A 25220-nucleotide genomic window follows, 5' to 3' on the forward strand; every position below is an offset into this window, starting at 1 on the left:
ATTGTATCGAGAACTATTTGGAATACAAAAAGTTTCTCGATACTAATCTTTTCATACTTCAAAAATTCACTCGAAATGACAATTTCGTACGCTACTTACTTTCATCAATGAACAAGTAATTCAATTTAAGCTCGTTAAAACCTTTATTAAACTCTTGAAGCTCTGATGATATTACGTTATTAAAAATTTCAAGTTCTTTATTAATTTTAACCGTCAATTCGTTCTTCACGGCAATATCTTGCTCCGTAGGCGGGAAATCACCAATAGAAACCAAACTATTTAAATGACCCAATTTATTCGTCAATTTAATAGGGAAGTTCAGAGGATCTTGACCACTTCTGTTCTGAGTTTGGTACAATGCTTTTTCTACTTCGCCAAGTTTGTCTTTCATGGCTTTTGCCTTTTCTACCAAATCTTTAGTTCTGTAATCATCTTTATACTGCTCAGTAAACGAATTCAGTTGCTTCGTAACATTTCTAATCTTCTTAATAGATTGATGCGCATTTTCAATGGTTGTATTGATATCAGTAATAAAATCAAACTGCTCTTTCATTTCAGCCACCGAACTTTCTGCTCTTGGGTCTGGCAAAATGGTAAACGTTTCGCTGCTATTAGTACCATTTACATTCAAATGGACTTTATAATCACCAGGTACCGCTTTAGCACCGTCAAAACTAGCCCACCAGAAAATCATTCCTTCTAGTTTTTCAGCTCCTTTACCACGAGTATCCCAAACAAAAGTGTTACCACCTTTCTTTACCTCTAGTTTTTTGTCTTTTTTCTTCGCAGCAGTACTATAATTCGCCAATGTATCACCAGCCATACTCGTATAGGTCAACTGAACAGTGTCTTTCTCAGAATAGTTTTTCATTAGAAAATGAGTAATTACACCATTTTCTAAATTCTGTCCTGCAGTTTTAGAAGGTTTTTTAGAAGCCCTACCTTTTGTACGGTAAGAATCTTTTGGTTTGAACAAAACAGTATTAGCGTTCTTTTTACTGTCATCTAATTGATGAAGTACTGTTAAGTCATCAATAATCCACAGACTACGGCCTTGTGTAGCTACTATTAAATTATCATCTTTTATCGTTAAATCGGTAATAGGTACAATTGGTAAATTCATTTGAAAAGGAGACCAACTCGCACCATCATTAAAAGAAACATACATGCCTGTTTCTGTACCTGCGTATAATAAACCTTTCTTTTTAGGATCTTCACGAACTACCCTTGTAAAATGTTCAGCAGGAATACCGTTCGTTATTTTTGTCCACGTTTTACCGTAATCAGTGGTTTTATATAAGTATGGTTGAAAATCACCTAACTTATATCTAGTAGCGGCTACATAGCATGTACCCTCATCAAAATTAGATGGTTCAATGCTGTTTATCATATTCCATTCTGGCATATTCGAAGGTGTAACATTATCCCAAGTAGCACCAGAATCTTTAGAAACATGAATTAATCCGTCATCACTACCTACCCAAAGAATTCCTTCTTTCAACGGACTCTCATTTGCCGTAAAAATGGTACAGTAGTATTCAACACTCGTATTATCTTGCGTTATTGGTCCGCCACTAGAACCTAATTTTGTTGGATCGTTTCTAGTTAAATCTCCGCTTAACACTTTCCAGCTTTGTCCTTCATTTTCGGTAACATGCACGTAGTTAGAAAAAGTATATAATTTCTTCGGATTATGTCTACTGAACAGAATAGGGAAATTCCATTGAAAACGATATTTCATTGCTTCTGCACCAGCACCCATTGGGTTGTCTGGCCAAACGTTTATACCTCTTACTGTTTTCTTTTTATGATTAACACGAGTTAAAAATCCGTCATAACTACCACCATAAACAATATCGTTGTCTTTAGGGTCAACAGCTATCCAAGCAGATTCACCACCGGCAGTTTCTTCCCAATTACCATCACCAATACTATTTTCATCACTTCTGTGATCAATACGTAACGTAGAATTATCTTGCTGTGCCACGTAAATTCTGTACGGGAAAGAGTTATCTGTAGTTACTCTATAAAATTGAGCCGTAGGTTGATTGTAGTAGGTGCTCCAAGTTTCGCCACCATCATAAGAAATTTGTGCACCACCATCATCGCCAATAATCATACGTTGCGAATCTTCTGGAGAAATCCATAAATCGTGATGATCACCATGTGGCGCGTTGAAGGTATTGAATGACTTACCACCATCTGTAGACTTATGGTAGTTTACATTCAGCACATAAACTATATCTTCATCTTGTGTATCGGCATATACTCTAGTGTAATACCAAGCACGTTGACGAATTTTACGTTCGCTATTTACAATTGACCAAGTTTTACCACCATCTTCAGATCGATATAAACCACCTTTTTCTTTATTCTCTACTATTGCCCAAACCTTTTCAGAGTTTTTAGGCGAAACGGCAACACCGATAATACCTAAAGTATCTTTAGGGAATCCCTCGTTTTTCGAAATCTCTGTCCAAGTTTCACCGCTGTCCATACTCTTCCAAAGTGCAGAACCGTCGCCACCACTAATTAAGCTGTAAGGCGTACGTTGTGCATGCCATGTAGAAGCATATAAAATTCTTGGATTGTTAGGGTCAAAAGTTAAATCTACCGCACCTGCTTGTTCATTTACAAACAAAACCTGCTTCCAATTCTTACCACCGTCTGTACTTTTATAAATACCACGGTCTTTAGTAGGCTTATAAATATCACCAAGTACGGCAGCGTAAACCGTATTATAATCTGTAGGGTGTACGCGAAGTCGTGGTACATGCCTACTGTTCTTTAATCCAGCAGAAATCCATGTTTTACCACCATCTTCGGTTTTCCAAACTCCGTAACCAGAAGACACGTTACCTCTTAAAGTCTTTTCACCACCACCAACGTATATTACATTTGGATCGCTTTTCGCTACCTCAACGGCACCAATACTTCCTCCGAAATATCCATCAGATATATTATCCCAAGTGCGTCCGCCATCTAAGGTTTTCCATACTCCGCCACCAGCTGCGCCGAAGTAAAATAAATTTGGCTCGCCGGGTACACCTGTTACTGCAGCAGAACGCCCACCACGATATGGACCTATAGACCGATACTCTAAACTAGAATATAATTCTTCTGGGTAAGTAGGTGTTGTACTTTGAGATTTGTTTCTTCTTTGAGATAGTGCCGATAACGGCAATAGCAAACATGCTAGCAAGAGTATGCCAGCATTGGTAAGGTGCTTTTTCATTTTGATAGTTTGATGTTAGTCTTCACTAAAATTAAACATTTTGTTGTGTAAATGTTGATTTTAAGATTTTATTAGCATTTCTAAACAAGCATAATTATCAAATTGAGAATCAGTTATACATTTCAATATTTAATTCTCAGTAGTGGTCTATAATTCTATGCATTAAAGAACAAGCAAGAGCAGTATCCTAAGAGAAAATACTTATTCAACATATTAAACAGAAAGTGCTAATTATTTAAAGTATTCATATATTTAAGCCAACAAACTAACAATTATGAAATTTAGAACGCTTTTATTTTCGGCATCGTTAATAGCCTTTCTTTTTAACGGATTGACAATTAATACTGTAAATGCCCAAACCCAAGATTTTTTATACGGAGACCAAATGCCCGATGCACCTAAATTAAGTGCTAGAGGCGAATATAAAGTCGGCGTACAAACCGTAAACTTAGTGAACCCAAATCAAGTTGATATTTTAAACTCAAAAGAAGGCAAAGACCCAACCTACGACAGACCAATTACTATTGAGGTTTGGTATCCTGCAAGTGTAAGTGCTGATGCAAAAACGGTAGTTTATGACGAAGTAATGGGCACCAGAGGAGATTCACTTAGGCCATTAACACCTTTTACTTTTAAAGGAAGAGCTTATAGAGATGCAGAAGCATTGAAAGGCAAGAAATTTCCTTTAGTAGTTGTGTCTCACGGTTATGTAGGTTCTAGATATTTAATGACCTACTTAACAGAAAATTTAGCCTCTAAGGGATACATCGTCGCGGCAATCGACCATACAGATTCTACTTTTAAAGATGCCAACGCGTTTCAAAGCACACTTTTGAACAGACCAAAAGATATTCGTTTTGTTATCAATGAAATGGAAAAATTAGGTACCAAAGGTTCTAAGAATAAAATCGAAGGATTAGTAGATGCTAACAATACCGCTATTATAGGATATTCTATGGGAGGCTACGGAGTATTAAATGTTGGCGGAGCCGGATATAGCGCAGGCTTAGGGCAGTTCTTTACAGGAATGACAGGTGGTAGCACTGCAATCTCAGTAAACACAGCAGGTAACGCAGCATACGAAAAAATGGCTGATGCTAGAATTAAGGCCATCGTAGCTTTTGCCCCATGGGGAATGGAACGTGGTGTTTGGGATACTGAAGGATTAAAAGGATTAAAAACTCCCACTTTCTTTATCGCCGGAAGCCAAGATGATATTTCAGGATATGAAAAAGGTATTAAAGCAATTTACGACGGTGCAGTAAATGCAGATAGATATATACTGACTTACCAAAACGCAAGACATAATGTAGCCCCTAACCCACCACCTGCAGAAGCATTGGCACCAGGTTTACATATAGATGAATACTATAGATATGCAGAGCCATCATGGGATCAACGTAAAATAAACAACATAAATCAGCACTTTGTAACTGCATTTATAGGCAAACATCTTAAAAACCAAGACAACGCTCAATTTTTAGATGTACAAGAAAATTCAAATGAAAAAGACTGGACAGGTTTTAAACCAAGGTCATCTACCGGAATGGAATTGTTACATGCACAACCAGCCAACTAATATTTAACCTTAGATACTTTAACAGCATTTTCCTTAAGTAGCCTTACATAGGTATTTTGATTGTTTATCAATTCTTTAAGTTTCCATGCTAATAGAAATATGGCAACGGCAATTAATTGTGATAAGATAAAATTCATAACAGTATTCTTTAGTGTTTCTAAAGCTACTTACGGAAAATGTTTTTTGAGGTTTGGTTTTTTTAGAAAGATTAAACCAAATTTTTATTGATCTCTTTTCTCAAGTAATACCCAGTAACAATGGTCGCAAGTACATCTGCAATGGGGAAGGAAATCCACACGCCAAGTTCACCTAGAAAGTTTGGAAGTATTAAAATTAAAGGAATAAAGAAAAAGCCTTGTCGACATAATGTTAATAGCAAAGCTGGTACAGCCTTACCTATTGCCTGAAAGTAAGCAGCACCAATAAGCTGAAGTGCAATAATCGGTGTAGCAGCAAATACCCAGCGCATGGCTGACGGAGTGTTTTCCATAACAAAGGCATTCGTAGCAAGCTCTAGCGCAGTCATATCTGGTTTGTTACTTAAAAAGAGTCCCGCTATTTCTGCAGGAAAAATCATGAGTCCCGCGAAAACGATCGTCGCCAAAATTGCGGCATATTTTATTGCGGTATATATAGACTCTTTTACCCTATCATATTTTTGGGCACCGTAATTAAAACCTGCTATAGGCAAAAAGCCTTGTGTGACTCCGAATACAGGAAAAAGAGCGAACATCAACATTCTACCTATTATAGCGTAAACAGCTACCATTGCCTCACCTCCTAAATCAAAAAGAATATTGTTCATCAACAGATAAATGATACTTACTACCGCCTGACGAGATAGTGTCACTACCCCTAGCGAGCTAATTTCTTTTATAATCGAAAAGTCGATACTGAAATACTGGGCATTCAGTTTTAATTCGGAATTTTTAGACAGAAAAAAATATAAGATATAGCTAAAACAAAGAAAATAACTGATTGTAGTTGCCCAGGCAGCACCTGCCATTCCAAAATCTAGAACATTATTAAACAAATTGTGATTTGAATTATAAATTGATAAAAGAGAATCGATTTATATTAATAAGAATCTCAATCTTATTACAGATACCTCATGAATTAAAAGCAGAGCCCATGGTGAATATTGACCAATTTCGTATAATTAGCTTGGCAAAACCGCTATCAGTTTTGGCTTAAGATTGGGGTTTTTAATGTTGGTTTAATGTAGAATACATCACTCGTCTATTTTCTAAAATAGCAAGAACTTCTAAAATATTTGGGGCTTAAGAACATGAAAATTGTAAGACCTTCTATTGAGTAAAATTTTGACTTTTAAAGTTTTTCCTTAATTATCCCTACTTTTAGATTACCCGTTAAAGGGTATTTTTTAATGCAATAATTTACGCGAAATTTGAGATTAGGACCAAAACACACAAAATAATGAATATTTTAAAAAACATTACCCCTACTGTTATTGCCCTTTGCCTTTCATTTTCAACACTCTTCATAAATGCTCAAGACAGAAAAATGGGCGTTGTAGATGATGACGTCAAAATGATTGTAAAAAGAGTAGACGGATTAGAAGAATATAGCTCCACAATAGATTTAAATGACAATCGCAAGCAATTATTAATGGCAGGTCAAAACTATCAAACAAATTACGGCATCTATGCTTCTATTAAAATAGGAGCGTCCTCTTTGGGATCAAATTACAAAACCCTTAAAAATGTAGAATTTGAAATTGTCAATTATAAACCCACCTATTTCATTGGCATTGATTCAATTGTTGTAGCTGAAAGTAGAACGAAAAACGGACTTACTTTTAAAATATATACACGTGCCCTAAGTGATACCAATACATATACATTAAATGAAACCACTTTGAAAAACATTCATTTTGAAAATGGCAGTTATTTACATTCAGAAAGATACCTAAACCCTATGTTTCCTAAAAAAGACAATGCAGGTAATGTGATTTTTGATTCAGACGGTCGTGTAAGTTGTGAACCTGATAATAGGAAGGCTTTTGATTTTGAATTTTTCTATAAGGATGGGCGACATGTAGTACGAAAAGAAGATTATGATCAAGAAAAAGAAAACCCACAAACATATATGAATGAAATCGCTTCTACATTACCAGGAAAAAGATGCTTTCATAGTTTTAATAAAGTCATGTTCTAATAAATGAGTAAAGTAATTAGCCTCTTTCTTTTTTTTGTTGTTTTTAATGTTTGGTCAAACACCATAGAATTAGAAACGTTCTTTTACTTAACAAAATATCAAGATTTTGAAGAAGCAAAGAAAGTAGCTTCTAAATTTGAGGATGAAGAATTAAAAATCGGCCTCATAAACTTGGCCGATGTTTTATCTGATAGAACAAGTACAACTTTTGTTTCACTTGATGCCAATGATGCCAATGAGCTTCGATTTGTAAAACTATTGATTCTAGGGTATCAAAACGCATATGCATCCAAACGAAATAGTTTAAAGGCATATAACAATTTTTCTGATGCCCTTAAATTGAGTGAAACTATTGGCAATGCCAATTTAATAAAAGCATCCTTAATTGCTTTATTAGATTTATTTGGTTCTGAAATTTTTATCGGAAGCAAACAATATGAATCCTACTTAGAACGATTTATAGAACTAAAATCTGATAAGACTGATGAAGCCCTAATAATATTGTACAATCTGGTATTTTTCACAAAAGCAGATGACGACATAAATGATATAGATGCCCAGTACTATAACTACATAGAAAAACTAGATTCAATATTTACGAAATTTCCTAAATCTCATAATTTATTTTCTAGATATTATTATGAAAAAGGAATGTATTATAAGATTGAGGAAGATAACGAGAAAGCAGAAGATTTTTTCTTAAAGGCAGACAGTTTAGCTGCTCAGAATTCTGACCTACAATATTTGAGGGTTGTAAATGCTTGGCAGTTAGCGGCCATTAATTATCAGAAGAACGACTTGGAAAAAGCCAAAAGATATTTAAAAGTCTCGCAAAAACTTGCTAGAAAGCTAAGAGATTCGTTTTATATCAGTCGTTTAAATTCTTTAATTTTCAAAAAAGAAGGTGTCAATGACTCTGCCTATCATTATTTAAGAAAATCTATAGATATAGAATACCAATTAGGCTATAAAAACAATACCCTAGAGTCTTCCATATTAACCGTTCAAAACCAAACCGATAAACTAAAACTAGACAAACTAGAACTTGATACCCAAAGTCGAAAAAATCGTAATTGGGCAACTTCTCTAGCGGTACTATTAATTTTGGGGTCGGCTATCGCCTTTTTAGTATATAGCAATACAAAGCGCAAGCAGTTGTTAGCAGAACAGCAAAAAACGCTACAAGAGCAAAAAGTTTCAACATTATTAAAAGAACAAGAACTTACTACTATCGACGCCATGATCGAAGGCCAAGAAAAAGAACGGCAACGTATCGCCAATGATTTACATGATGATTTGGGTGGGCTGATGGCAACTGTTAAATTACATTTTAACTCATTACATTCTAAGGTAAAAGATGACAAAGATGACATGTATGAAAAGACCAATAATCTAATTGATGAGGCCTACCATAAAATAAGAACGATTGCACATGCTAAAAACTCAGGAGTTATTGCTAAACAAGGCCTTTTAAAGGCGGTAAAACAAATGGCTGCAAAAGTATCTGCCGCGAATACTATTTCAATACAAGTTAAAGATTTTGGTCTTGATAACCGATTAGAGAATAGTTTAGAATTGACCCTTTTTAGAATTATACAAGAACTCATCACGAATACTATTAAACATGCTAAAGCAACAAAAGTAAACATCCATTTAACCAATCATGGTGACTCACTAAACATATTAATTGAAGATAATGGTATTGGTTTTGAATCTAATATAGTAATAGCCGCATCAAACGGCATGGGGCTTAAAAGCATTGATAAAAGAATAACCCATTTAGACGGTACTTTACATATAGAATCTGAACCAGGTAAGGGTTCTACAATCATTATAGACATACCCATATGATACGATTAGCCATAGCAGAAGATCATCAGTCCTTAATAGATGGGCTGGAACTCCTTTTAAAATATGAAGAGGAAATAGAAATTGTTGGTACAGCAAATGATGGTGAGGAACTATTAAAAATTGTACAAAAAAAAGAACCAAACGTTATTGTAACTGATATACGCATGCCAAAAATGGATGGTATTCAAGCGACTAGACTTATAAAGAAGGAGTATCCGCATATTAACGTATTAGCTTTTAGCATGTTTGACCAAGATGAAGCCGTAATGCAAATGTTAGATGCGGGTGCTTCTGGTTATATTTTAAAAAATACATCACTTAATGAGGTTTTAAAAGCAATTTTGACTGTTGCCGAAGGAAAAACTTATTTTGATAGTAATATTAATGCAAGCCGCTTGGGTAAAGAAAGTAAAAAATCTAAAAAAGGAGTGTTAACCAAACGCCAAAAAGAAATTCTGGCACTAATCGGTCAAGGCAAAACTTCGCGTGAAATTGGTGAAGAGTTATTCATCGGTATTCATACGGTTGACACACATCGCAAAAATATGATTCGCATTTTAGGTGTTAAGGGCAAAGGGGAATTGTTGCGCTATGCCCTGGAGAAGAAGTACGACTTTTAAAACAAAGAGCTATCGGGTTCAACCAAACCCATTACGCAATAAAGCTCTTATTTTCTATCTTAGACTTTTATTATTCACTAGAATATTTATTCGCGCCTTAGAATAAGTTTAAAGAACGACTAAGCAGTTTACTTTTTTGCATAAGCCCATGAAACATAAATTTATGATTCATGGGCTTATGCTATGATTAAATATACCCTCCAAAGGGTATTCTCTACTTTAGGATTAACCAATAGATTTGATTTCTTGCATTTTATAACCAATTTAAAATTGAATTAATCATGAAAAATTCTGTTCTAATCGTACTAATATTCTTAGCAAACTTATCCTATTCTCAATCTTACATAGGCTATAGTACTGATAATTACAACGGACTACATGGCGTACTTCATAACCCTGGCGCAATTTCAGATTCAAGAACTAAAATTGATATCAATATATTCTCATCTAGTACTCTAATAGCAACAGATTATACACATCTAACCTTAAATAACCTTACAAATATTTTAGGAGATAATGGATTGGATGAAATTGAGCGTTTTCCTTCGAATAACAATGAAATCTTAATGAATATAGACCTTTTAGGACCTTCATTTATGTTTTCCCTAAATGAACAGAGCAGTATAGGGCTTATTACCAGAGTACGCATTGCCAGTAATTTCAATGATGTAAACGGAGAACTATTTGAGGGAATTTACGATGGTTTTCCAGAAGACAATTTTAATTTTCAGCAAGAAAATCTTGATTACACCACCCATGCTTGGGGAGAAATAGGTGTTACCTATGGTCGTGTGCTTTTAAAAAATTCAAATAACCTATTAAAGGCAGGGGTAGCACTTAAATATTTAATTGGTGGTGGTGCCGTTCAAGGAAGCTCAAATTCTTTAAATGGTAATTATGATTTAAACACAAACCAAGTGACACTTTCCGGAGATTTTTCACAGGCAATAAGCTTTAGTGATGATCAAGACTCTGAAGATTATTTTAGTGAATTATCTCCTGGATTTGGAACGGATATAGGTTTTGTTTATGAATATAGGACAGATAATTCCTTAGCTGCATCAAACAATAATAACCCTAGAGCATTTAACCAGTATAAATTAAAAATTGGGCTTTCTATTCTAGATTTAGGTAGTATTAATTATAAAGATGCTGAAATAACTGACTATACTGTTAATGCAGATGTAAACGCACAAGATCTTGAAGATGATTTTATTGAAACACTAGAAAATAATGGAACTCAAACTACCAGAAACGAAAGTGTAAAAATTTCATTACCAACCTCATTGCAGTTAAATATTGACTATAATCTTCACAAAAAGTTTTACTTAAATCTTGATGTAAACCAATCTTTGGTATCAAAAGATTCTTTTTTTAATAATAATAGATTAAACCTGATAACCTTGACACCGAGATATGAATCTAGAATATTTGCTGCCTATTTACCTATATCATCAAGTAGCTTAGGAAAAACCGCAATTGGTGCAGGTATACGTTTAGGACCATTAGTTTTAGGTTCTGGCACCTTGTTTTCAAACCTTTCAAAAAAATCTAATGTTGCCAACATTTATGCAGGTTTTAAAATACCAATATATCACAAAAGAAAAATTAAAAACTCTCAATTATGAATAAATTAATTCTTTACGTCTTTCTACTAAGTATTGCCCTAGGTTGCTCTTCATTAGATGATGGTAATGTCCTTGAACCTTCGACAAAAGAAGACTCCGAGGAGCCGGTTGAAACGCCAACGGAATCTTCTACTCCAGAAATACCAAGTGGAGCAGAACTTTTATATAATGGCACAGCTATTATGGAGACTAAAGATCCAAAAATTCCTTTTATCTTATATAATCAAAATGGTGCTATATCAACAGCAATAGACCAAAACTTAGATGGTGCATTTGAACAAGTAATCTTAACTGATGGTGATGCGAAAACTGTTATTGACCTGGATATTACAACAGGGCTACCAACCAAAATGTATACTTCTGAAAATGTAGTGGTGATTTACAATTTTAAAGAGGATAACACTACTCTAGATATCGCAGTTATTCAACAAGGTAATGAAACAGTTTATATTGAAAATATCGACGTTTCTGATACTTCATTTACGAACAAAATGATCATTAAAAATAAAAGTATGGAGTGCGAATCATTACAAGCACCGTTACTTTCAATGGCAAACGGAAAAAGCTGGGCTTTAGATGGCTGGTGTAAAATAAAGGAGGACAATAATATTAAGTTTCAGGCTTTAAATTTAACCGCTAAAGAATGTAATGATATATATAGAGATATGTTCCCATGTTGCAGTATTTCTGCTTTTGAAAATGCATATTGTGACCAACTACCAAATCAAGCACTTATTCTTTCAGAAATTGCAGAGCTAGTATCTTGTGCAGCAGATGGTGATGTTAGCGATTGTATTAACTCTGGCATTATGGATATTCAAAATTTAATAAGCGAGGCAGAATCTTTAAAATTGCAAATCGGCGAAGATGTTATAGCAGAAGCAGAGCAACTACTTTTGGATATTATAGATGATAATCTTGGAGGAAACGATGAACTTATAGGTATTTGGAATTTTGTTAAGTACGAAGAACTGTCTGTAGATAATCTGGAAGTGGTAGAAATTGATGTGGAGTATTGTGATGATGCACCAAATGAAAACTCTTGTTACACTATCACAGAATGGAGTGTGGAGTTTAAGTTAGACGGTACTTTTCTTGGCTCAGTAACCGAGTTAGATAAACAACAAGGACCAAACGGACCAGCAGATACCATTGTAGAAATAGAAAAAGGTGATTGGAGTTATGATGCACAAACCAATGAACTTGTTTTTGTAGCACGGTCTTATGAGTATTTAGAAAACGGGGCTGTTGTAGAACAAGACACATACCCAAACGGAGAAATAATAAATACTGAACGCTTCACTGTTACCAATACAGAACTAATAATAGTTTTTGATGAAGAAGATAATGATGGTGATGGAAATATTGAAGAAAGCTATATAGAATATTATTCTAGAAATTAAGTGTTTAGACAATTTTTAGTAATTTGCTAAAGTGCTAATTATGTTATAGATGAAACCTCTTTTCACATTTAAATTTATTTTTATTGCGTTTTTGACGTTAAATATTTGCTACTCACAAGGTTTTCAAGAAATAGTAACCGAAGACATTGATGACTTATGTAACGGTCATCAAAGTCAAGCTGCTGACCTTGAAGCAGAAATGGTAGTTGACCAAATGATGGCTCAAATGCAATTAAAACGTATTTTTAAAATTAGAAAATGTTCTAAAATACAAAATGCGTTCGCAACCATGCAAAAAGATGAAAATGAGAATTTAGCACCTTATATTCTTTATGACCCTACTTGGCTAAAAAGTATGGCAGATAATTCTGATACTGACTGGGCATCTATTGGAGTTTTGGCACATGAAGTTGGCCACTTTTTATTATTTCATACACTCAATAAAAAAGGAAGTAATCCTAGGTGGGAAATAGATGCAGACCGTTTTGCAGGTAAAACTATGGCTATGATGGGCAGTACTTTAGAAGAAGCCCAAAGTATGTTCGCCAACTACACCTTAAAAGAAGACAGCAGAACGCACCCTGCTAGAAATAAGCGATTAGAAGCGGTTAAAACTGGGTGGATGAATGTTAACAACCCTACCAAAAATATAATATTAAATGAAAATACCCCAGAAAGAGATGTTAATCCTGAACTGATCTTTAACCGTTATTTTAAAGAAATGGGCGGATTAAAGAATATGGGACAAGTAAAACAGATTAATTTCAAAGAGAATATTTCTGAAAAAATCGGTGATAGAAAAGGTCAAAAACCTTTAGACTACAATTATTCCTATGAGTTGAGTTCTAATAGAACTAGAATTGTTTATCAAGATCAAAATGAAGAATATTTGATCATAAACAATGATTCCTTATCCCATAAGTTTTTAGATGAAGAGAAATGGAGCACAGGAGCCCCACGTATTGGAACCAGTCTAGATAATGATCCCTATGATTTTAAAAGGTCTATTAGACCAAGTATTTATTATTATTTCGATGATTTTTCACTTATCTCCAATCCTGAAATTGCAGATTACAGAAGAAGAAAGACCATAGAAGATGAGGAGTGTTTTATTATAGAATTACCTCAAGAAACACAAGAAATTGGAGATTTACTTAAAAAAGGAAAACGTATTGTACTGACTAAACGATACTATTACAGCACTTACACAGGGCTACTGCATGCCATTGAAGAAATAGAAAAAATTTCATTTTTCAGAAGAGCACAAATTAAGGACTCGGAAACCAGAAAAACGAATATTGTCATTTCTACCTATCAAGAAATTGAGGACATTATTATTCCTTCTATAATCAATAAAAAAATTACCCTTCTTGAAAATGATATTCCCAAAGATGACGAAACTATTTATCAAGAACGTACCCTTTCAGATATTGAACTTATAAAAACTTCAAATTCAGAATCAACCAACAAGTAAATTCCTACTTAGTTTGGCGCAATAAAGTTAATATGTAAGAATCTGATTTTAAACACGTCACGATTAAAATACCCACTACAGGGTATTTTTTTTAGTTTACAGCCTTTCTATATTTGATTTATTCGTTAAAACCACTATTTATTCGGTATAATCGACAAAATACCTAGTTTAATCTTTAATTTTTTTTATATTTTTAAGTCTCCCCCATTAGTTAAAATAACCACCAAACCAATCATATTAGTATGAAAATTAATCAGCTACTGATTACATTTCTTGTATTTGGGCTACCGCTATATCTATTTTCACAGAATGGACATGGCTTTAGTTTTGACAATTATAACGGGATTTATGGATCAGTTACCAACCCTGCAAATACTGCACAATCAAAATACAGGTGGCACATCAATGCAATCTCATACAATCAACTAGGAATATCAGATTTTGGAACTATTGATTATTTCAATATTGAAGGTAACCCAACTGGATTTAATAGATTAAATTTTGAAGAGCATAATGACAATTCATCGAACTCCAATTTTATGGTTTCAGATTCTGATGTAATGCTCCCTTCTGTTCTATTTAATATTAACGAAAACCATGCAGTAGGTTTAATACTCCGCTCAAGAAGTTTTTCTGATTATTCTAATTACAACGGTCAATTCTTAGCCAATCTAAACAATGATTTTGAAAATACAGAAGATGGTGAATTCAATTCTACTTTTAATAACACTACGCAGCAATGGAAAGAAATTGGATTAAACTATGCACTTGTTTTACTAAACTCTAATTATCATTTTATTAAAATTGGGGGTACTGCAAAATATTTAATGGGAAATAAAGCAGTTGAAGCAAGGGGTACTTTAGCTGGTAATTATACCCAAGGTACTTCTGGAGAAGTAAATTTTACTTCGGTAGACCTTACATATTTAAATACAACAGGAGAGAATAATTTACAGACCGATCCACAAAAATTCTACACAAATGCATTCGGAAATTTTGAAAATAATGGTTGTGGATTTGGAGGTGATTTAGGTCTTGTATACGAATGGCGCCCTAGAGAAACAAATCGCGTTAGTGTACGAAATAATGCAGGAGCTGTAAATACCTATAAACTTAAAATTAGTGCCTCCATACTCGATATAGGGAGTATTAAATATAAATCAAGTATAGAAAAAGATAGTTTATTTACTAATACCCCAACTTCCATTGAAAAAAATGAGATTATTGATAATGGTTTAGTAGAAGCCTTAAAAGAAGGTTCCGGAATCACTCCAGATTTGCAACAAGGTGAAGTCACTTTTGCATTGCCACGTGCTTTAAATATAGGTGTAGATTATATACTTTTTAACGACAAGAACTACTATATAAATTTAAATTATATAAAATCCTTAACCAAACAAGAAGACTTATTTACCAATAGTAGATTAGACCTAATTACACTTACCCCAAGATACGAGACACAAAAATTTAGCGTGTATTTACCTATTACCTATGAACAAAATTCAAGTGATGTATCTGCTGGTATTGGAGTTCGTTTCGGACCAATAACCATAGGATCTGCAGCACTGAGCAATTTAATAATGGATGGTGATATGAAACATCTTTATTTTGGGCTTAACCTGCCCTTGTTTCAAGAAGTATTTAGATAAAAATAGCTGTTAAACTATAAAAAAATGAAAATAAAATTACTGTTCTTATTATATTTTTTAGTTGTCAATGTAGGAGTTGCACAACTAACTTCTATACCAGACGCCAATTTTGAGCAAGCTTTAATAGATCAAGGAATTGATGTTAACACTACCCGAGATGGTCAAATACTAACTTCAGCAATCGAAAATATTACTTTTCTGAATTTAACAGGTGACAATAACTTCAATGTTAATCAAAATGAAATAGGTCTTGGCATTACAGACCTAACAGGCATTAAAGATTTTATTAGTTTAGAAATATTATGGGTACAAGGCAACAATTTAGTTGAATTAGATTTAGAGGGCCTTAGTGCTATTCTTGACATTAGAGCCTTTTATAATGACATAGAAAGCTTAAATATTACCGGTCTTATAAATTTAGATATTATAGGCATTGATTTTAATAATATATCTACGGTAGATGTCTCAACCAATACTAGTTTAAGAATTTTTGACATAGCCAATAACGCCTTAGTTGGTTTAGATATTTCGGGGCTTAGTGCACTCACCAACATGAATGTGCAAGACAATCCTCAGTTATCTTGTATAAATGTCGAAAGTGCTGCTAGGGCTACTAGCTTAAATAATAACAGTGATTTTAGAAAAAACGGAACAACAATTTTTGATGCAAACTGCCCAAGTATTTACACCTTAATACCCGATGTGAATTTTGAGCAAAGCTTACTAGATCAAGGCATTGACAGTGAAGGTGGGCTGCCGAACGGCAGAGTATTAACTTCCGATATAACCCCTATTACCATTTTAGATATATCTAATGAAGGAATAAACGATTTAACAGGAATTGAAGATTTTACCTCTCTCCAAAATTTAAATGTAAGTTTCAATAATTTAAATAGTCTACCGCTTCAAAATAACACCCTGCAAATAATTAGGGCAAACGAATGTAATTTAGGAGGTAAGCAAATTTCCTTTATTGATAACGGTACAGTGCTTACAAACGTGACTACTCTAGAACTTCAAAATAACAATATTGGCAATGGTGCTGCAATAAGTTTTACAGGAGTGCCAAATGCCACCTATTTAGATGTTCGTTACAATAATTTTACAAGCATAACCAGTCTTGCCACTTTAAGTCAGCTCTCAAATTTAAATGTTGCCTTTTGCAACCTTAATAGTATTGATACAAGTGGAAATGGTTTATTATCCTCCTTATATATTTTTGGTAACAACTTAACCAACCTTTCTACAAATAGTAATAACTCTTTAACACAATTACTAGCCGGGGGCAACAATATTACATCCGTTTCTATAACGAACAATCAACTATTGACCATTTTAGATTTGTCTGATAATAATTTAAGCACGATAACCCTACCCCAGACCACGACTTTACAAGAGCTAACGGTATACACTAATAATCTATCTTCTTTAGACATTTCAAATGCAGCTGCCAATTTAACAACATTAAACACCACAGATAATTCTTCATTATCCTGTATTCAAGTAAGTAATGTTGCCAATGCCGAGGCTCAAGGTAATTGGATTAAAGATGCTGCTACAAATTATAGTTTAGATTGTTCAGCTACCAATGCATTTGGTGTCTCTGTAAACTTGGTTGGTGCAGGGAATTCCCCTAATTATGAAATAATAGAAGGAAGCACATTTACGCTTAATTTTGAAGCCGATAACACTGCAACTAACGGCACTCAATTTACACCGAATATTGAATTCACCTTAAATGGTAGCTCTAATGTCACCGATTTCAGATTTAATGGAAATGAAACATCTATTCCTAATAACCCTATTACAGTTAGCGCTGTAAATCCTGATGGAAGTGTTTCAATTTCAGCGTTTGATGATGGCGTTATTGAAGGAGATGAAGTTTATACAATCACCATAACTTCCCCTGATACAAATTCATTTACAATAGTTGATTCGCAAACTTTTACGGTTACTGTAAAAGACAAAGGATCTATTTATAATGGTCCGCTCTCAATTACTACTTCTGTGTCAAATGCCGGTGTTCAACCTTATTTCGAAGTTGAGGAAGGGTCTACCTTTGATTTAAATATTGATACCGAAAATGCTACAAATTTTGGTGATTCTTATCAATTGGAAATAGAATTTTCAACCTATAGAATTGGACCATCAGACGATGTAGAAACTCCAAATTTTAGAGAATTGGTCCCAGCAGGTGATTTAATTCTTTCGAATGAAGAAAACGATAACATCTATGACTTTATAATAGCTCAAAACCAATTAGATGGTACATTACAGTTTACGGTTCTAGATGATACTATAAACGAAAATGTAGAAGAAGTCGTGATTACGGTAAAAACTACTCAAGCAAATCAAACTGTATCGATAAATACATTTTTACTAAAAATAAAAGCTAGCGATCCAGTAGAAATAGAAGTTAATTTAACAAATGCCGGAGTCGCTGGTAATTATCTTATTGAAGAAGGATCTGAATTTGAATTAATAGCTACTATTTTAGGTGAAACCGAAGAATCATTTGATTTTTTAATATCAGATAATTTATCTACTGCAACTACAGACGAGGACTATTATTTTAATGCTAGTCAAAAAATATCTGATTTTGGTGGTGTTCCCGACAATACAATTCCGTTCACTGTTTATTTAGATAGTGTAACAGAAAATACAGAGAAAATAATTCTAAAATTACCCGAACCTAACGGAAATTATATATGGAAAGATGCAGATCAAAATGGTGAATTACAATTCGATATAGACATTCAAGATAAAAACTTCATCGTAAGTCCACAAATCTCCGATACTACCATTGGACAAGATGGTTTTTACGAAGTAGAGGAAGGTGCAGAGATTAGCATAAACCTAAACCCAATTAATTTAAGCTCCGACGTCAGTTTTAAAAATATCCCATTACAAATTAATATCATAAATAGCACGGCAGAAGAAGGCATAGATTTTGAGTTAATTTCCTCAGAATCATTAAATCAATTTAATCAAGAAATACTATTAAAAACAATTATCGACGGAATTCAAGAACAAGCAGAAACATTAGAAATACGACTACCAAAACCACTTGCAAACTATGAATGGGAAAACGCAAATACAGATGGTAGCATATCTTTTTTAGTTAGAATTATAGATAAAGACCTAGAGGGAGCCACCGAAAACTACAACTTACAACTGCTAGCAGAATCGGTTACAATTAATGAGTTTGGTGATGAAGAATACTTAGAAACTATTTTAGAAATAGAAAATGGAGTTTACAAAATAAAAGATAATGAAAGATTACTAATTCAGATAGCCTCAACAACTAATAACAATTCAAAAGGGTTAAGAATTAATACACAAAATGGAAGTGCTATTCACGATTTAGATTTCTTTTCCTATGAACTAAACAAGAATGATTTCTTTACTACGTCCTATTACAGAAGTATAAATTTCACTTCTATAGGAACAAATAACCCTAATAAGACTTTTGCTTTAGATATATTGTCAACAACCAACAATTACGTCCTAAATGCACCCAACGGCACACCCATAAACTATCCCGAAACTGTAACTTTAAATTTTGAAATTGAAAGCACCGATAAAAGAGTTACTCAAGAAATAATAACAGAGATTATTGGCAGTGAGGAAAACTTATATGATCAAGACGCTATTGTTTCTGAATATTTAGTACAAGAAAATGACACAATTACTATTCTTTTAAGTTCCAGAAAACCAAATCAGAATAATGGTGCTGTATATAATATGGGCTTTTTAATAGATAGCCAAACCTCAACCTTAACTCCAGATGATTACACCTTAACCATACAAGATTCTGAAGGAAATGATATGGGTAGTAATTTAAACAACTACACAGTAAACAACAATGCCTCTTATGATGCCAAAATAACCCTAATACTACTTGAAGATTCACAAGCAGAAGTTACAGAAGTACTTAACTTTTCATTGGTGCCAGATGTCACCTTCGGTAATTTTGGATCTATAACAAATTTTAGAACCAAACTGGCAAATGCCCAAGGACCAGACCAAAAACAATATCGTATTCAAGTATCGGAACCTGGATCCCCATTGGCTGTCTATGCTGTTTTGAGTAATACGGGCTCTACAGAAGGCACTAACGAACCCGATGTTATTACGTGCACATTATATAATTCAGACAATACCCCATTCATTTCACACACAAGCACTATTGATATCCCTCATGAATTTGTTGAATATGACGGTGCTGAAGCATTAAAACTATTAGAGGATGAATTTAACCCAGACAAATTAAGCTTTACTTTTCCGCCTGGTGAAAATGAAGCCTCAATAAACGTTATCTACGATAATGAATTGGATGTAAATGATATTGATTGTGACTACTACTATATTAGTTTAAAAGAATCTCCTACTAGTCTTAGTAATAATATAATATTTAGTAAAGTAGATTATTTGGTGAAAGTTGCGGATCAATCAGAATTTCTAATTTTTGTAGACTTAGACATTTCCAATACCAAAAGAATACGCCCAATATATAGAAACAGACATCCAAATGACGATTATGAATTAGATTTCGGAGGCATACGCCAATCTATAGACAGGTATGAAGTTGAAGAGAATACGCCTTTAAATTTTTCAATAGATGCTGCAAAACCAGTAACTGAGGGTAAAGGTTACCTGCTTAATATACTATTCCCTGATTCTCGTTCAGCAAAATTTCAAACAGATTATACGTATAATAATGGCGATAAAACTACAAATTTACCTGTAGTAGTTTTAAAAGATGAAATAGATTATGAGGCAGGCTTTTTAATAGAAGCCGATTTAGAAGACGATTCTGGTGAAACATTCACCGTTACTTTTCAAGAACCAAAATACGAGAAACTTTACCGCTTTTCCAAGAAAGATTCAAGGTCATATGACCAAAGTTATACGTTTACAATTCTTGATGCCCTTCCAGTAAAAATAGAGTCAAATAATACCTCCCCTATTAATGAAGAATTTCCAATAGAAAGTAATGGCGAATTCATTATAAGTATTGATAGATCAAAAGAAAAAGAGCGTAACTATTTAGAAATTGAATTTGAAATAAGTGGCGATGCCACATATGGAGGGCAAAATTCTGATTATGTCTTAGAATCTGAAAACAAATTTACAATGTTACAAGGCAACAAAGGTATTTTGTATGTAGATAAAAATGATACAGAAATAAAACTAAAGGTTACACCTATTAATGATCCTTTAGCTGAGGGAGATGAAACTATTACGCTTAAATTAATAGATGCGTTCGGGTATTTTTTAAATGTAAATGAAGCCTCTAGCCTTACCATTACTGATGATGACGAAGCCGATTACGTAGCCTATTTTAAAAATGAAATAACTACCCTTTTTGAAAATAATGAAAGTACAAATGAAGGTGAACTTATTTTCACCCTAGATTACCCCAACTCAACAGATACAGAAATAAGAATAGATTTTAGTATTGGCCAAGAAGAAGGCTCAGCAACCTTTAATGAAGATTATAAACTTTATTATATAAATACTTTAAATGAGCGTACAGAAATTACTGTTTTGGAAAATCTGTATATTACTATACCCATTGGAGAACAAGAAGGTAGATTAATTATAGAAATTTTAGAAGATACTTTGTATGATGAAATAGATGAACTTATATCGATAACTATTGATGATAGTGAATTTTATGAAACACAGGACCCTAGTACTAATAGTATAGTTATTAAAAATGAAGGGGAAGATGGCACCTCAACCATTTCAATTTTTGCAGAGGTCATAAGCTCATCTTGTGAAGGTGAAAATAATGGGCGTATTGGTTTAACTAATCGCTCCAATTATACGTTTAATGCCATTATTTCTAATGAAAACGGCATACTTTCAGATAAAACGACGGAACTTCCACCAACTAACGAGTCCCAAGAAGTAAGTTCAACATTTAGTAATCTCGCTCCAGGCACTTATAGTATATTTTTAGAATACAACGGTAATCTTCCTTTACCCGTAAACTATATACCGCCTTCTTTTGAACTAACGATTAGAAATCCGTCAGATCCTATTTTAATTGGGGCTACCATAGATGAAGGATTTAGAATAGCGAAACTACAAATAGAAGGCAGCAGTTCTTATGAGGTAGTTAGAAATAACGAGGTTTTTAAATTTAACTTAGGTTCAACTAATAAGACCATATTAGAAATTCCTATGACAAATGGTTTGAATTCATTTGAAATAAAAGGTGAGTCCGACTGTCAAAAAACTATCAAAACAAATCTATTTTTAGATGCGTTAAGTCCATATCCAAACCCTACAGACCATATGATATATCTGGGCGGTTTTCAAGATATAAACTCTACTAATATTTCCATTTCTGATTTAACAGGTAAATTGGTTGTTCATGAAGAAAATAAAGATATTAAGAATGGTGTATTAGAAATTGACCTAAGTGAACTATCGAATGGAGTTTATATTCTACATATTAAAATGCAGACCGGACCTAGTCTTGATTTAAAAATCGTAAAAAAATGAAAAGTAAACTAATTCTACTATTAATTTGCCTCTCAGCCATTTTTTCTTGTTCTGGAGAGTTTATTGCATCAAAAAGTGGCTTTATTAACCTAAGTGCACCAGATGGTAAATGCGAAGAAGGCAGTAATGACCCAACCAATGAAAATAAATTGAAAATAGTTTTTAGTTGGGATCCAAGTGAAAGTACTTTTGAAAATGGAGAACTAATTATAAAAGATAATCAAACTAAAGAAACGGTTGAAACACTACCAATTAATGTGAATGATTTGTTCACAGAGATTACTTTAGACCGAAACAAGTGGTATTCATGGCAAATAAGCGCAACAGAACAAGGTGCAAGCAAACCAGTTTTAAGTGATGAAAAAATGTTTTACAGTGAATTGATCTTAGTTGAAAATGCCCCATATCCCGTATTAATAAAACCTATACAAAATAATACCGAACAAGTAATATTTGAATGGGAAAGTCCACAAGAAGATCCATCACGAGATAATTTACGGTATAAAACATATTACACGGACAAAGCTGTTAGTGAAGATACTCCCATATCATCTTTAACTTTTGTGGAACGTGAAGTAGATGTTACGTCGAGTACGTATCCAAAAAGGGTGACAATTTCTACCAGTTTATTAGAGGCAGGAATAAACTATTTAAAAGTGGAAAGTATATTAACTAATCAAAATAACACTGAACTAAAATCAACATCGTATTGGAAATTTACTGTATCATCTAACCCTTAAGAAATGAAGGTTTTGAACAACATAGTAGTAGTTAAATTAGTACTCTTTATGTTCATTGGAATATTTGAAAAGTCCTATTGCCAATCCAAAAATCAAGACTTATTCAAAGACAAAAATTTATTAAGTCTAAAACTCCAATACACCAACAAACAAATAAAAAAGGAAACAGATAAACATAATGCTGTTTATACAGACTTAATCTATAAAACCGCAACTGGCTGGGACACCATTCCTGTTTACCTAAATGCCCGTGGAAATTTTAGGAAAGCAAATTGCTATTTTCCTCCTTTGAAAATGAATATTAAAAAATCATTTTCAAAGAATACAGTATTTGAAGAGCATAAAAAATTAAAACTTGTTTTGCCATGTTTACTGCAATCTAGAGGTAATGATGATGTACTAAAAGAGTACTTAGCCTATAAAATTTACGAAATAGTTTCAACTGAACATTTTAAAACACGCTTAGCATCAATAGAATATAAAGATACCCGAGGTGTAAAATCTGAAATTCACCCACTGGCCGTATTTATTCCAGAAAATTTACGCAAATCAACCATTTATGAAGAGGAAGAAGCATTTGCCTCTAAAAAACCAAAGACACATATACTTAAAGCAATTGTAATAGAAGACGATAAAGTAGTTGCAAAAAGGAGTGAAGCAAAAGTATTAGATAGATTTGTACACCCATTAAACCAAGCCGAAATACCATCTGTTACTAATGCCTTTTTTCAGTTTATGATCGGGAATACAGATTTTTCAACTGCCTATCAGCATAACCAAAAATTACTGTTCAAAGAAGGCGAAACAATACCTGTACCTTATGATTTTGACATGTCGGGCTTAGTAGACGCCAGCTATGCTGTAGTTTCTAATATTCAAAATACTGAACTTGACATTACAGATGTAAAACAACGTACTTACAGAGGCTTTAAAAGAGATGAAAAATTATTTCAAGAAGTACGTCAATTATTTCTAGATAAACGCCCAGAAATATATGACCTCATTGAAAGCCTTGAAATATATTTTGAAGACAAAAGAAGTCACGCGAAAGCTGAAGATTACATCAAAAGCTTTTATGCCATTTTAAAAAATGATTCTAAATTTAGGTCTCAAATTGTAAATGCCGCTAGATTAAAATAAGACGAACTACTTCAAATAAGATTTAAATTTCATCTTTGTGTTCACCCACCTTACAAGGTGTTTATAAAACTTGATGAAGCCAGCACTGAAAAAAGTAACTGCTATAATCGGAGTTGATTTTAAAACCACCCCATTTTTAAATAACAGTAAGGTAACCCACACCAAAAGAACAGCAAAAAGAAACAAAATAGTCTTTCTTACGGTTCGATAACTGATTTTTAAACGCTTAGTAAGCCAGATAAAATAAATACTTGCCAAAAAACTACAGAGAAAAGTAAGTACAACAATCCAAAATGTTGATACCTTATACATAAACTTATCTGTAATAAGCATAGCAATAATGTTGGCGTGAATAACAAGGCCGTTCATATCTGGAATGCTTTTACCCGAGGTAATATGATTTAAGGGTGTAAAATGCTTATCCTCCACATCAAAAACATTACCGGTAGGGCTTCCTAAATAACCTAATAATACAATTTTATCATGTATGATACTCTTATCATCCAACCCCATAAAATCATCAATAGTAAAGTAAAGAAAGTGGTCTAGATCTCCTTGATAATTAATAACTCGAGCTTCTTTTAACTTCTCGTCTAATTTATTAGATTCCCATTTTTTATGAGATAAATATTCTTGTGCAATTACTTTAGAAAAAGATTCATATGTAGTATTAAATTGTTGCCTTTCACTTTCAAATTCGCGTACTACAGTATTTTCACTATCAAACGTAAAATTTACGAAACCGGGTTCTTTATGAAACCTAAAAAAGGGATGATTAGATATAATTTCATCGTTTGAAAGTACTAATGAAGTAACAACTCGTTCTTTTCTAAGATAAATAGCCAACAAAGTATCTTCCTTGCTTTTTTGAAATTCTTTTAAAATTACATCGAACCCTATGACTTTTGGTTTTGCATCCAAAACCTGCTCCATCACCTGCGCAATCTCATATCTACTCTTATGCTCAACATTGATAAGTATTATATTAGGATTGATATTTTCATTCTTATTTAAACGTTCGGAGTAATAGACATCTAAAAAACTGAAATCTTTTACAGCTTTCGATAATGGATTAAAAAAAGAGGTGTTGAAAAAAAGAAGTGACAAGAAATAACAAACCAGCAAGGATAATAGCGTACTGAACAACCCGTCACGTACCAACACCCATTTACTTAACTTCTTTTTTTTCTTTTTAGCCATTGACCTT

The 25220-nt window shown here is 33.4% G+C and carries 14 protein-coding genes and 1 pseudogene; 11 read left to right on the forward strand and 4 right to left on the reverse strand.

Annotated elements, in window-relative coordinates; all coding sequences use genetic code 11:
• Positions 1-91: 91 nt before the first annotated feature.
• Complete coding sequence (locus ACJJVT_RS15405) at positions 92-3235, reverse strand: WD40/YVTN/BNR-like repeat-containing protein (protein ID WP_405399884.1); 3144 nt, start codon at positions 3233-3235, stop codon at positions 92-94.
• A gap of 274 nt (positions 3236-3509) precedes the next feature.
• Between ACJJVT_RS15405 and ACJJVT_RS15410 the strand changes: the two genes are divergently transcribed.
• Positions 3510-4814 (forward strand): alpha/beta hydrolase family protein, encoded by a 1305-nt coding sequence (locus tag ACJJVT_RS15410; protein ID WP_405399887.1) that lies wholly within the window; start codon positions 3510-3512, stop codon positions 4812-4814.
• Here ACJJVT_RS15410 and ACJJVT_RS15415 read toward each other — a convergent pair.
• Together ACJJVT_RS15415 and ACJJVT_RS15420 are read right to left on the reverse strand one after the other, a co-directional pair.
• Entirely contained in the window at positions 4811-4951 is a 141-nt protein-coding gene (locus ACJJVT_RS15415; RefSeq protein WP_405399889.1) for a hypothetical protein, read from the reverse strand. The two genes, ACJJVT_RS15410 and ACJJVT_RS15415, sit on opposite strands and share 4 nt — an antisense overlap.
• A 71-nt stretch (positions 4952-5022) precedes the next feature.
• Positions 5023-5847: pseudogene (locus ACJJVT_RS15420) on the reverse strand (MATE family efflux transporter); the annotation flags it as partial.
• A gap of 404 nt (positions 5848-6251) precedes the next feature.
• Here ACJJVT_RS15420 and ACJJVT_RS15425 point away from each other — a divergent pair.
• The 10 genes from ACJJVT_RS15425 to ACJJVT_RS15470 all read left to right on the forward strand — a co-directional run bounded on the left by ACJJVT_RS15425 (position 6252) and on the right by ACJJVT_RS15470 (position 24013).
• Entirely contained in the window at positions 6252-6992 is a 741-nt protein-coding gene (locus ACJJVT_RS15425; RefSeq protein ID WP_405399891.1) for a hypothetical protein, read from the forward strand.
• A gap of 3 nt (positions 6993-6995) precedes the next feature.
• Positions 6996-8843: an ATP-binding protein gene (locus ACJJVT_RS15430; protein ID WP_405399892.1), complete on the forward strand. Its 1848-nt coding sequence runs from the start codon at positions 6996-6998 to the stop codon at positions 8841-8843.
• The gene (locus ACJJVT_RS15435; protein ID WP_405399894.1) at positions 8840-9463 is read left to right on the forward strand and encodes a response regulator; all 624 of its coding nucleotides are present in this window, start codon (positions 8840-8842) and stop codon (positions 9461-9463) included. The genes ACJJVT_RS15430 and ACJJVT_RS15435 overlap by 4 nt, the downstream gene beginning before the upstream one ends.
• 281 nt (positions 9464-9744) lie before the next feature.
• Positions 9745-11091: a DUF5723 family protein gene (locus ACJJVT_RS15440; protein WP_405399896.1), complete on the forward strand. Its 1347-nt coding sequence runs from the start codon at positions 9745-9747 to the stop codon at positions 11089-11091.
• On the forward strand, positions 11088-12494 hold the full coding sequence (locus ACJJVT_RS15445) for a hypothetical protein (RefSeq protein ID WP_405399898.1): 1407 nt from the start codon (positions 11088-11090) through the stop codon (positions 12492-12494). Before ACJJVT_RS15440 ends, ACJJVT_RS15445 begins: the two co-directional genes overlap by 4 nt.
• Positions 12495-12543: 49 nt before the next feature.
• Positions 12544-13968: a hypothetical protein gene (locus ACJJVT_RS15450; RefSeq protein WP_405399899.1), complete on the forward strand. Its 1425-nt coding sequence runs from the start codon at positions 12544-12546 to the stop codon at positions 13966-13968.
• Between the two features lie 242 nt (positions 13969-14210).
• Positions 14211-15617, forward strand: coding sequence for a DUF5723 family protein (locus ACJJVT_RS15455; protein ID WP_405399901.1), 1407 nt, complete (start codon positions 14211-14213; stop codon positions 15615-15617).
• A 24-nt stretch (positions 15618-15641) separates the two neighbouring features.
• Positions 15642-22133 carry a T9SS type A sorting domain-containing protein gene (locus tag ACJJVT_RS15460; protein ID WP_405399902.1) on the forward strand — a complete coding sequence of 2164 codons (6492 nt, stop codon included), beginning with the start codon at positions 15642-15644 and terminating at the stop codon, positions 22131-22133.
• On the forward strand, positions 22130-22873 hold the full coding sequence (locus ACJJVT_RS15465) for a hypothetical protein (protein WP_405399903.1): 744 nt from the start codon (positions 22130-22132) through the stop codon (positions 22871-22873). Before ACJJVT_RS15460 ends, ACJJVT_RS15465 begins: the two co-directional genes overlap by 4 nt.
• 48 nt (positions 22874-22921) lie before the next feature.
• The gene (locus ACJJVT_RS15470) at positions 22922-24013 is read left to right on the forward strand and encodes a hypothetical protein (RefSeq protein WP_405399904.1); all 1092 of its coding nucleotides are present in this window, start codon (positions 22922-22924) and stop codon (positions 24011-24013) included.
• Positions 24014-24019: 6 nt separating this feature from the next.
• Here the strand turns inward: ACJJVT_RS15470 and ACJJVT_RS15475 are convergent, their stop codons facing one another.
• A complete protein-coding gene (locus tag ACJJVT_RS15475) occupies positions 24020-25213 on the reverse strand; it encodes a CHASE2 domain-containing protein (RefSeq protein WP_405399905.1) in 1194 nt (397 codons plus the stop codon).
• Positions 25214-25220: the final 7 nt, after the last annotated feature.

Origin of the sequence: Maribacter sp. Asnod2-G09 (genome assembly GCF_045063795.1) — a bacterium.
In the GTDB taxonomy this organism is placed as follows: Bacteria; Bacteroidota; Bacteroidia; order Flavobacteriales; family Flavobacteriaceae; genus Maribacter.

Coding starts and splice junctions, on each gene's coding strand:
- ACJJVT_RS15405 (WP_405399884.1), bottom strand. CDS start 3,235: ATGAAAAAGCACCTTACCAATGCTGGCATACTCTTGCTAGCATGTTTG.
- ACJJVT_RS15410 (WP_405399887.1), top strand. CDS start 3,510: ATGAAATTTAGAACGCTTTTATTTTCGGCATCGTTAATAGCCTTTCTT.
- ACJJVT_RS15415 (WP_405399889.1), bottom strand. CDS start 4,951: ATGAATTTTATCTTATCACAATTAATTGCCGTTGCCATATTTCTATTA.
- ACJJVT_RS15425 (WP_405399891.1), top strand. CDS start 6,252: ATGAATATTTTAAAAAACATTACCCCTACTGTTATTGCCCTTTGCCTT.
- ACJJVT_RS15430 (WP_405399892.1), top strand. CDS start 6,996: ATGAGTAAAGTAATTAGCCTCTTTCTTTTTTTTGTTGTTTTTAATGTT.
- ACJJVT_RS15435 (WP_405399894.1), top strand. CDS start 8,840: ATGATACGATTAGCCATAGCAGAAGATCATCAGTCCTTAATAGATGGG.
- ACJJVT_RS15440 (WP_405399896.1), top strand. CDS start 9,745: ATGAAAAATTCTGTTCTAATCGTACTAATATTCTTAGCAAACTTATCC.
- ACJJVT_RS15445 (WP_405399898.1), top strand. CDS start 11,088: ATGAATAAATTAATTCTTTACGTCTTTCTACTAAGTATTGCCCTAGGT.
- ACJJVT_RS15450 (WP_405399899.1), top strand. CDS start 12,544: ATGAAACCTCTTTTCACATTTAAATTTATTTTTATTGCGTTTTTGACG.
- ACJJVT_RS15455 (WP_405399901.1), top strand. CDS start 14,211: ATGAAAATTAATCAGCTACTGATTACATTTCTTGTATTTGGGCTACCG.
- ACJJVT_RS15460 (WP_405399902.1), top strand. CDS start 15,642: ATGAAAATAAAATTACTGTTCTTATTATATTTTTTAGTTGTCAATGTA.
- ACJJVT_RS15465 (WP_405399903.1), top strand. CDS start 22,130: ATGAAAAGTAAACTAATTCTACTATTAATTTGCCTCTCAGCCATTTTT.
- ACJJVT_RS15470 (WP_405399904.1), top strand. CDS start 22,922: ATGTTCATTGGAATATTTGAAAAGTCCTATTGCCAATCCAAAAATCAA.
- ACJJVT_RS15475 (WP_405399905.1), bottom strand. CDS start 25,213: ATGGCTAAAAAGAAAAAAAAGAAGTTAAGTAAATGGGTGTTGGTACGT.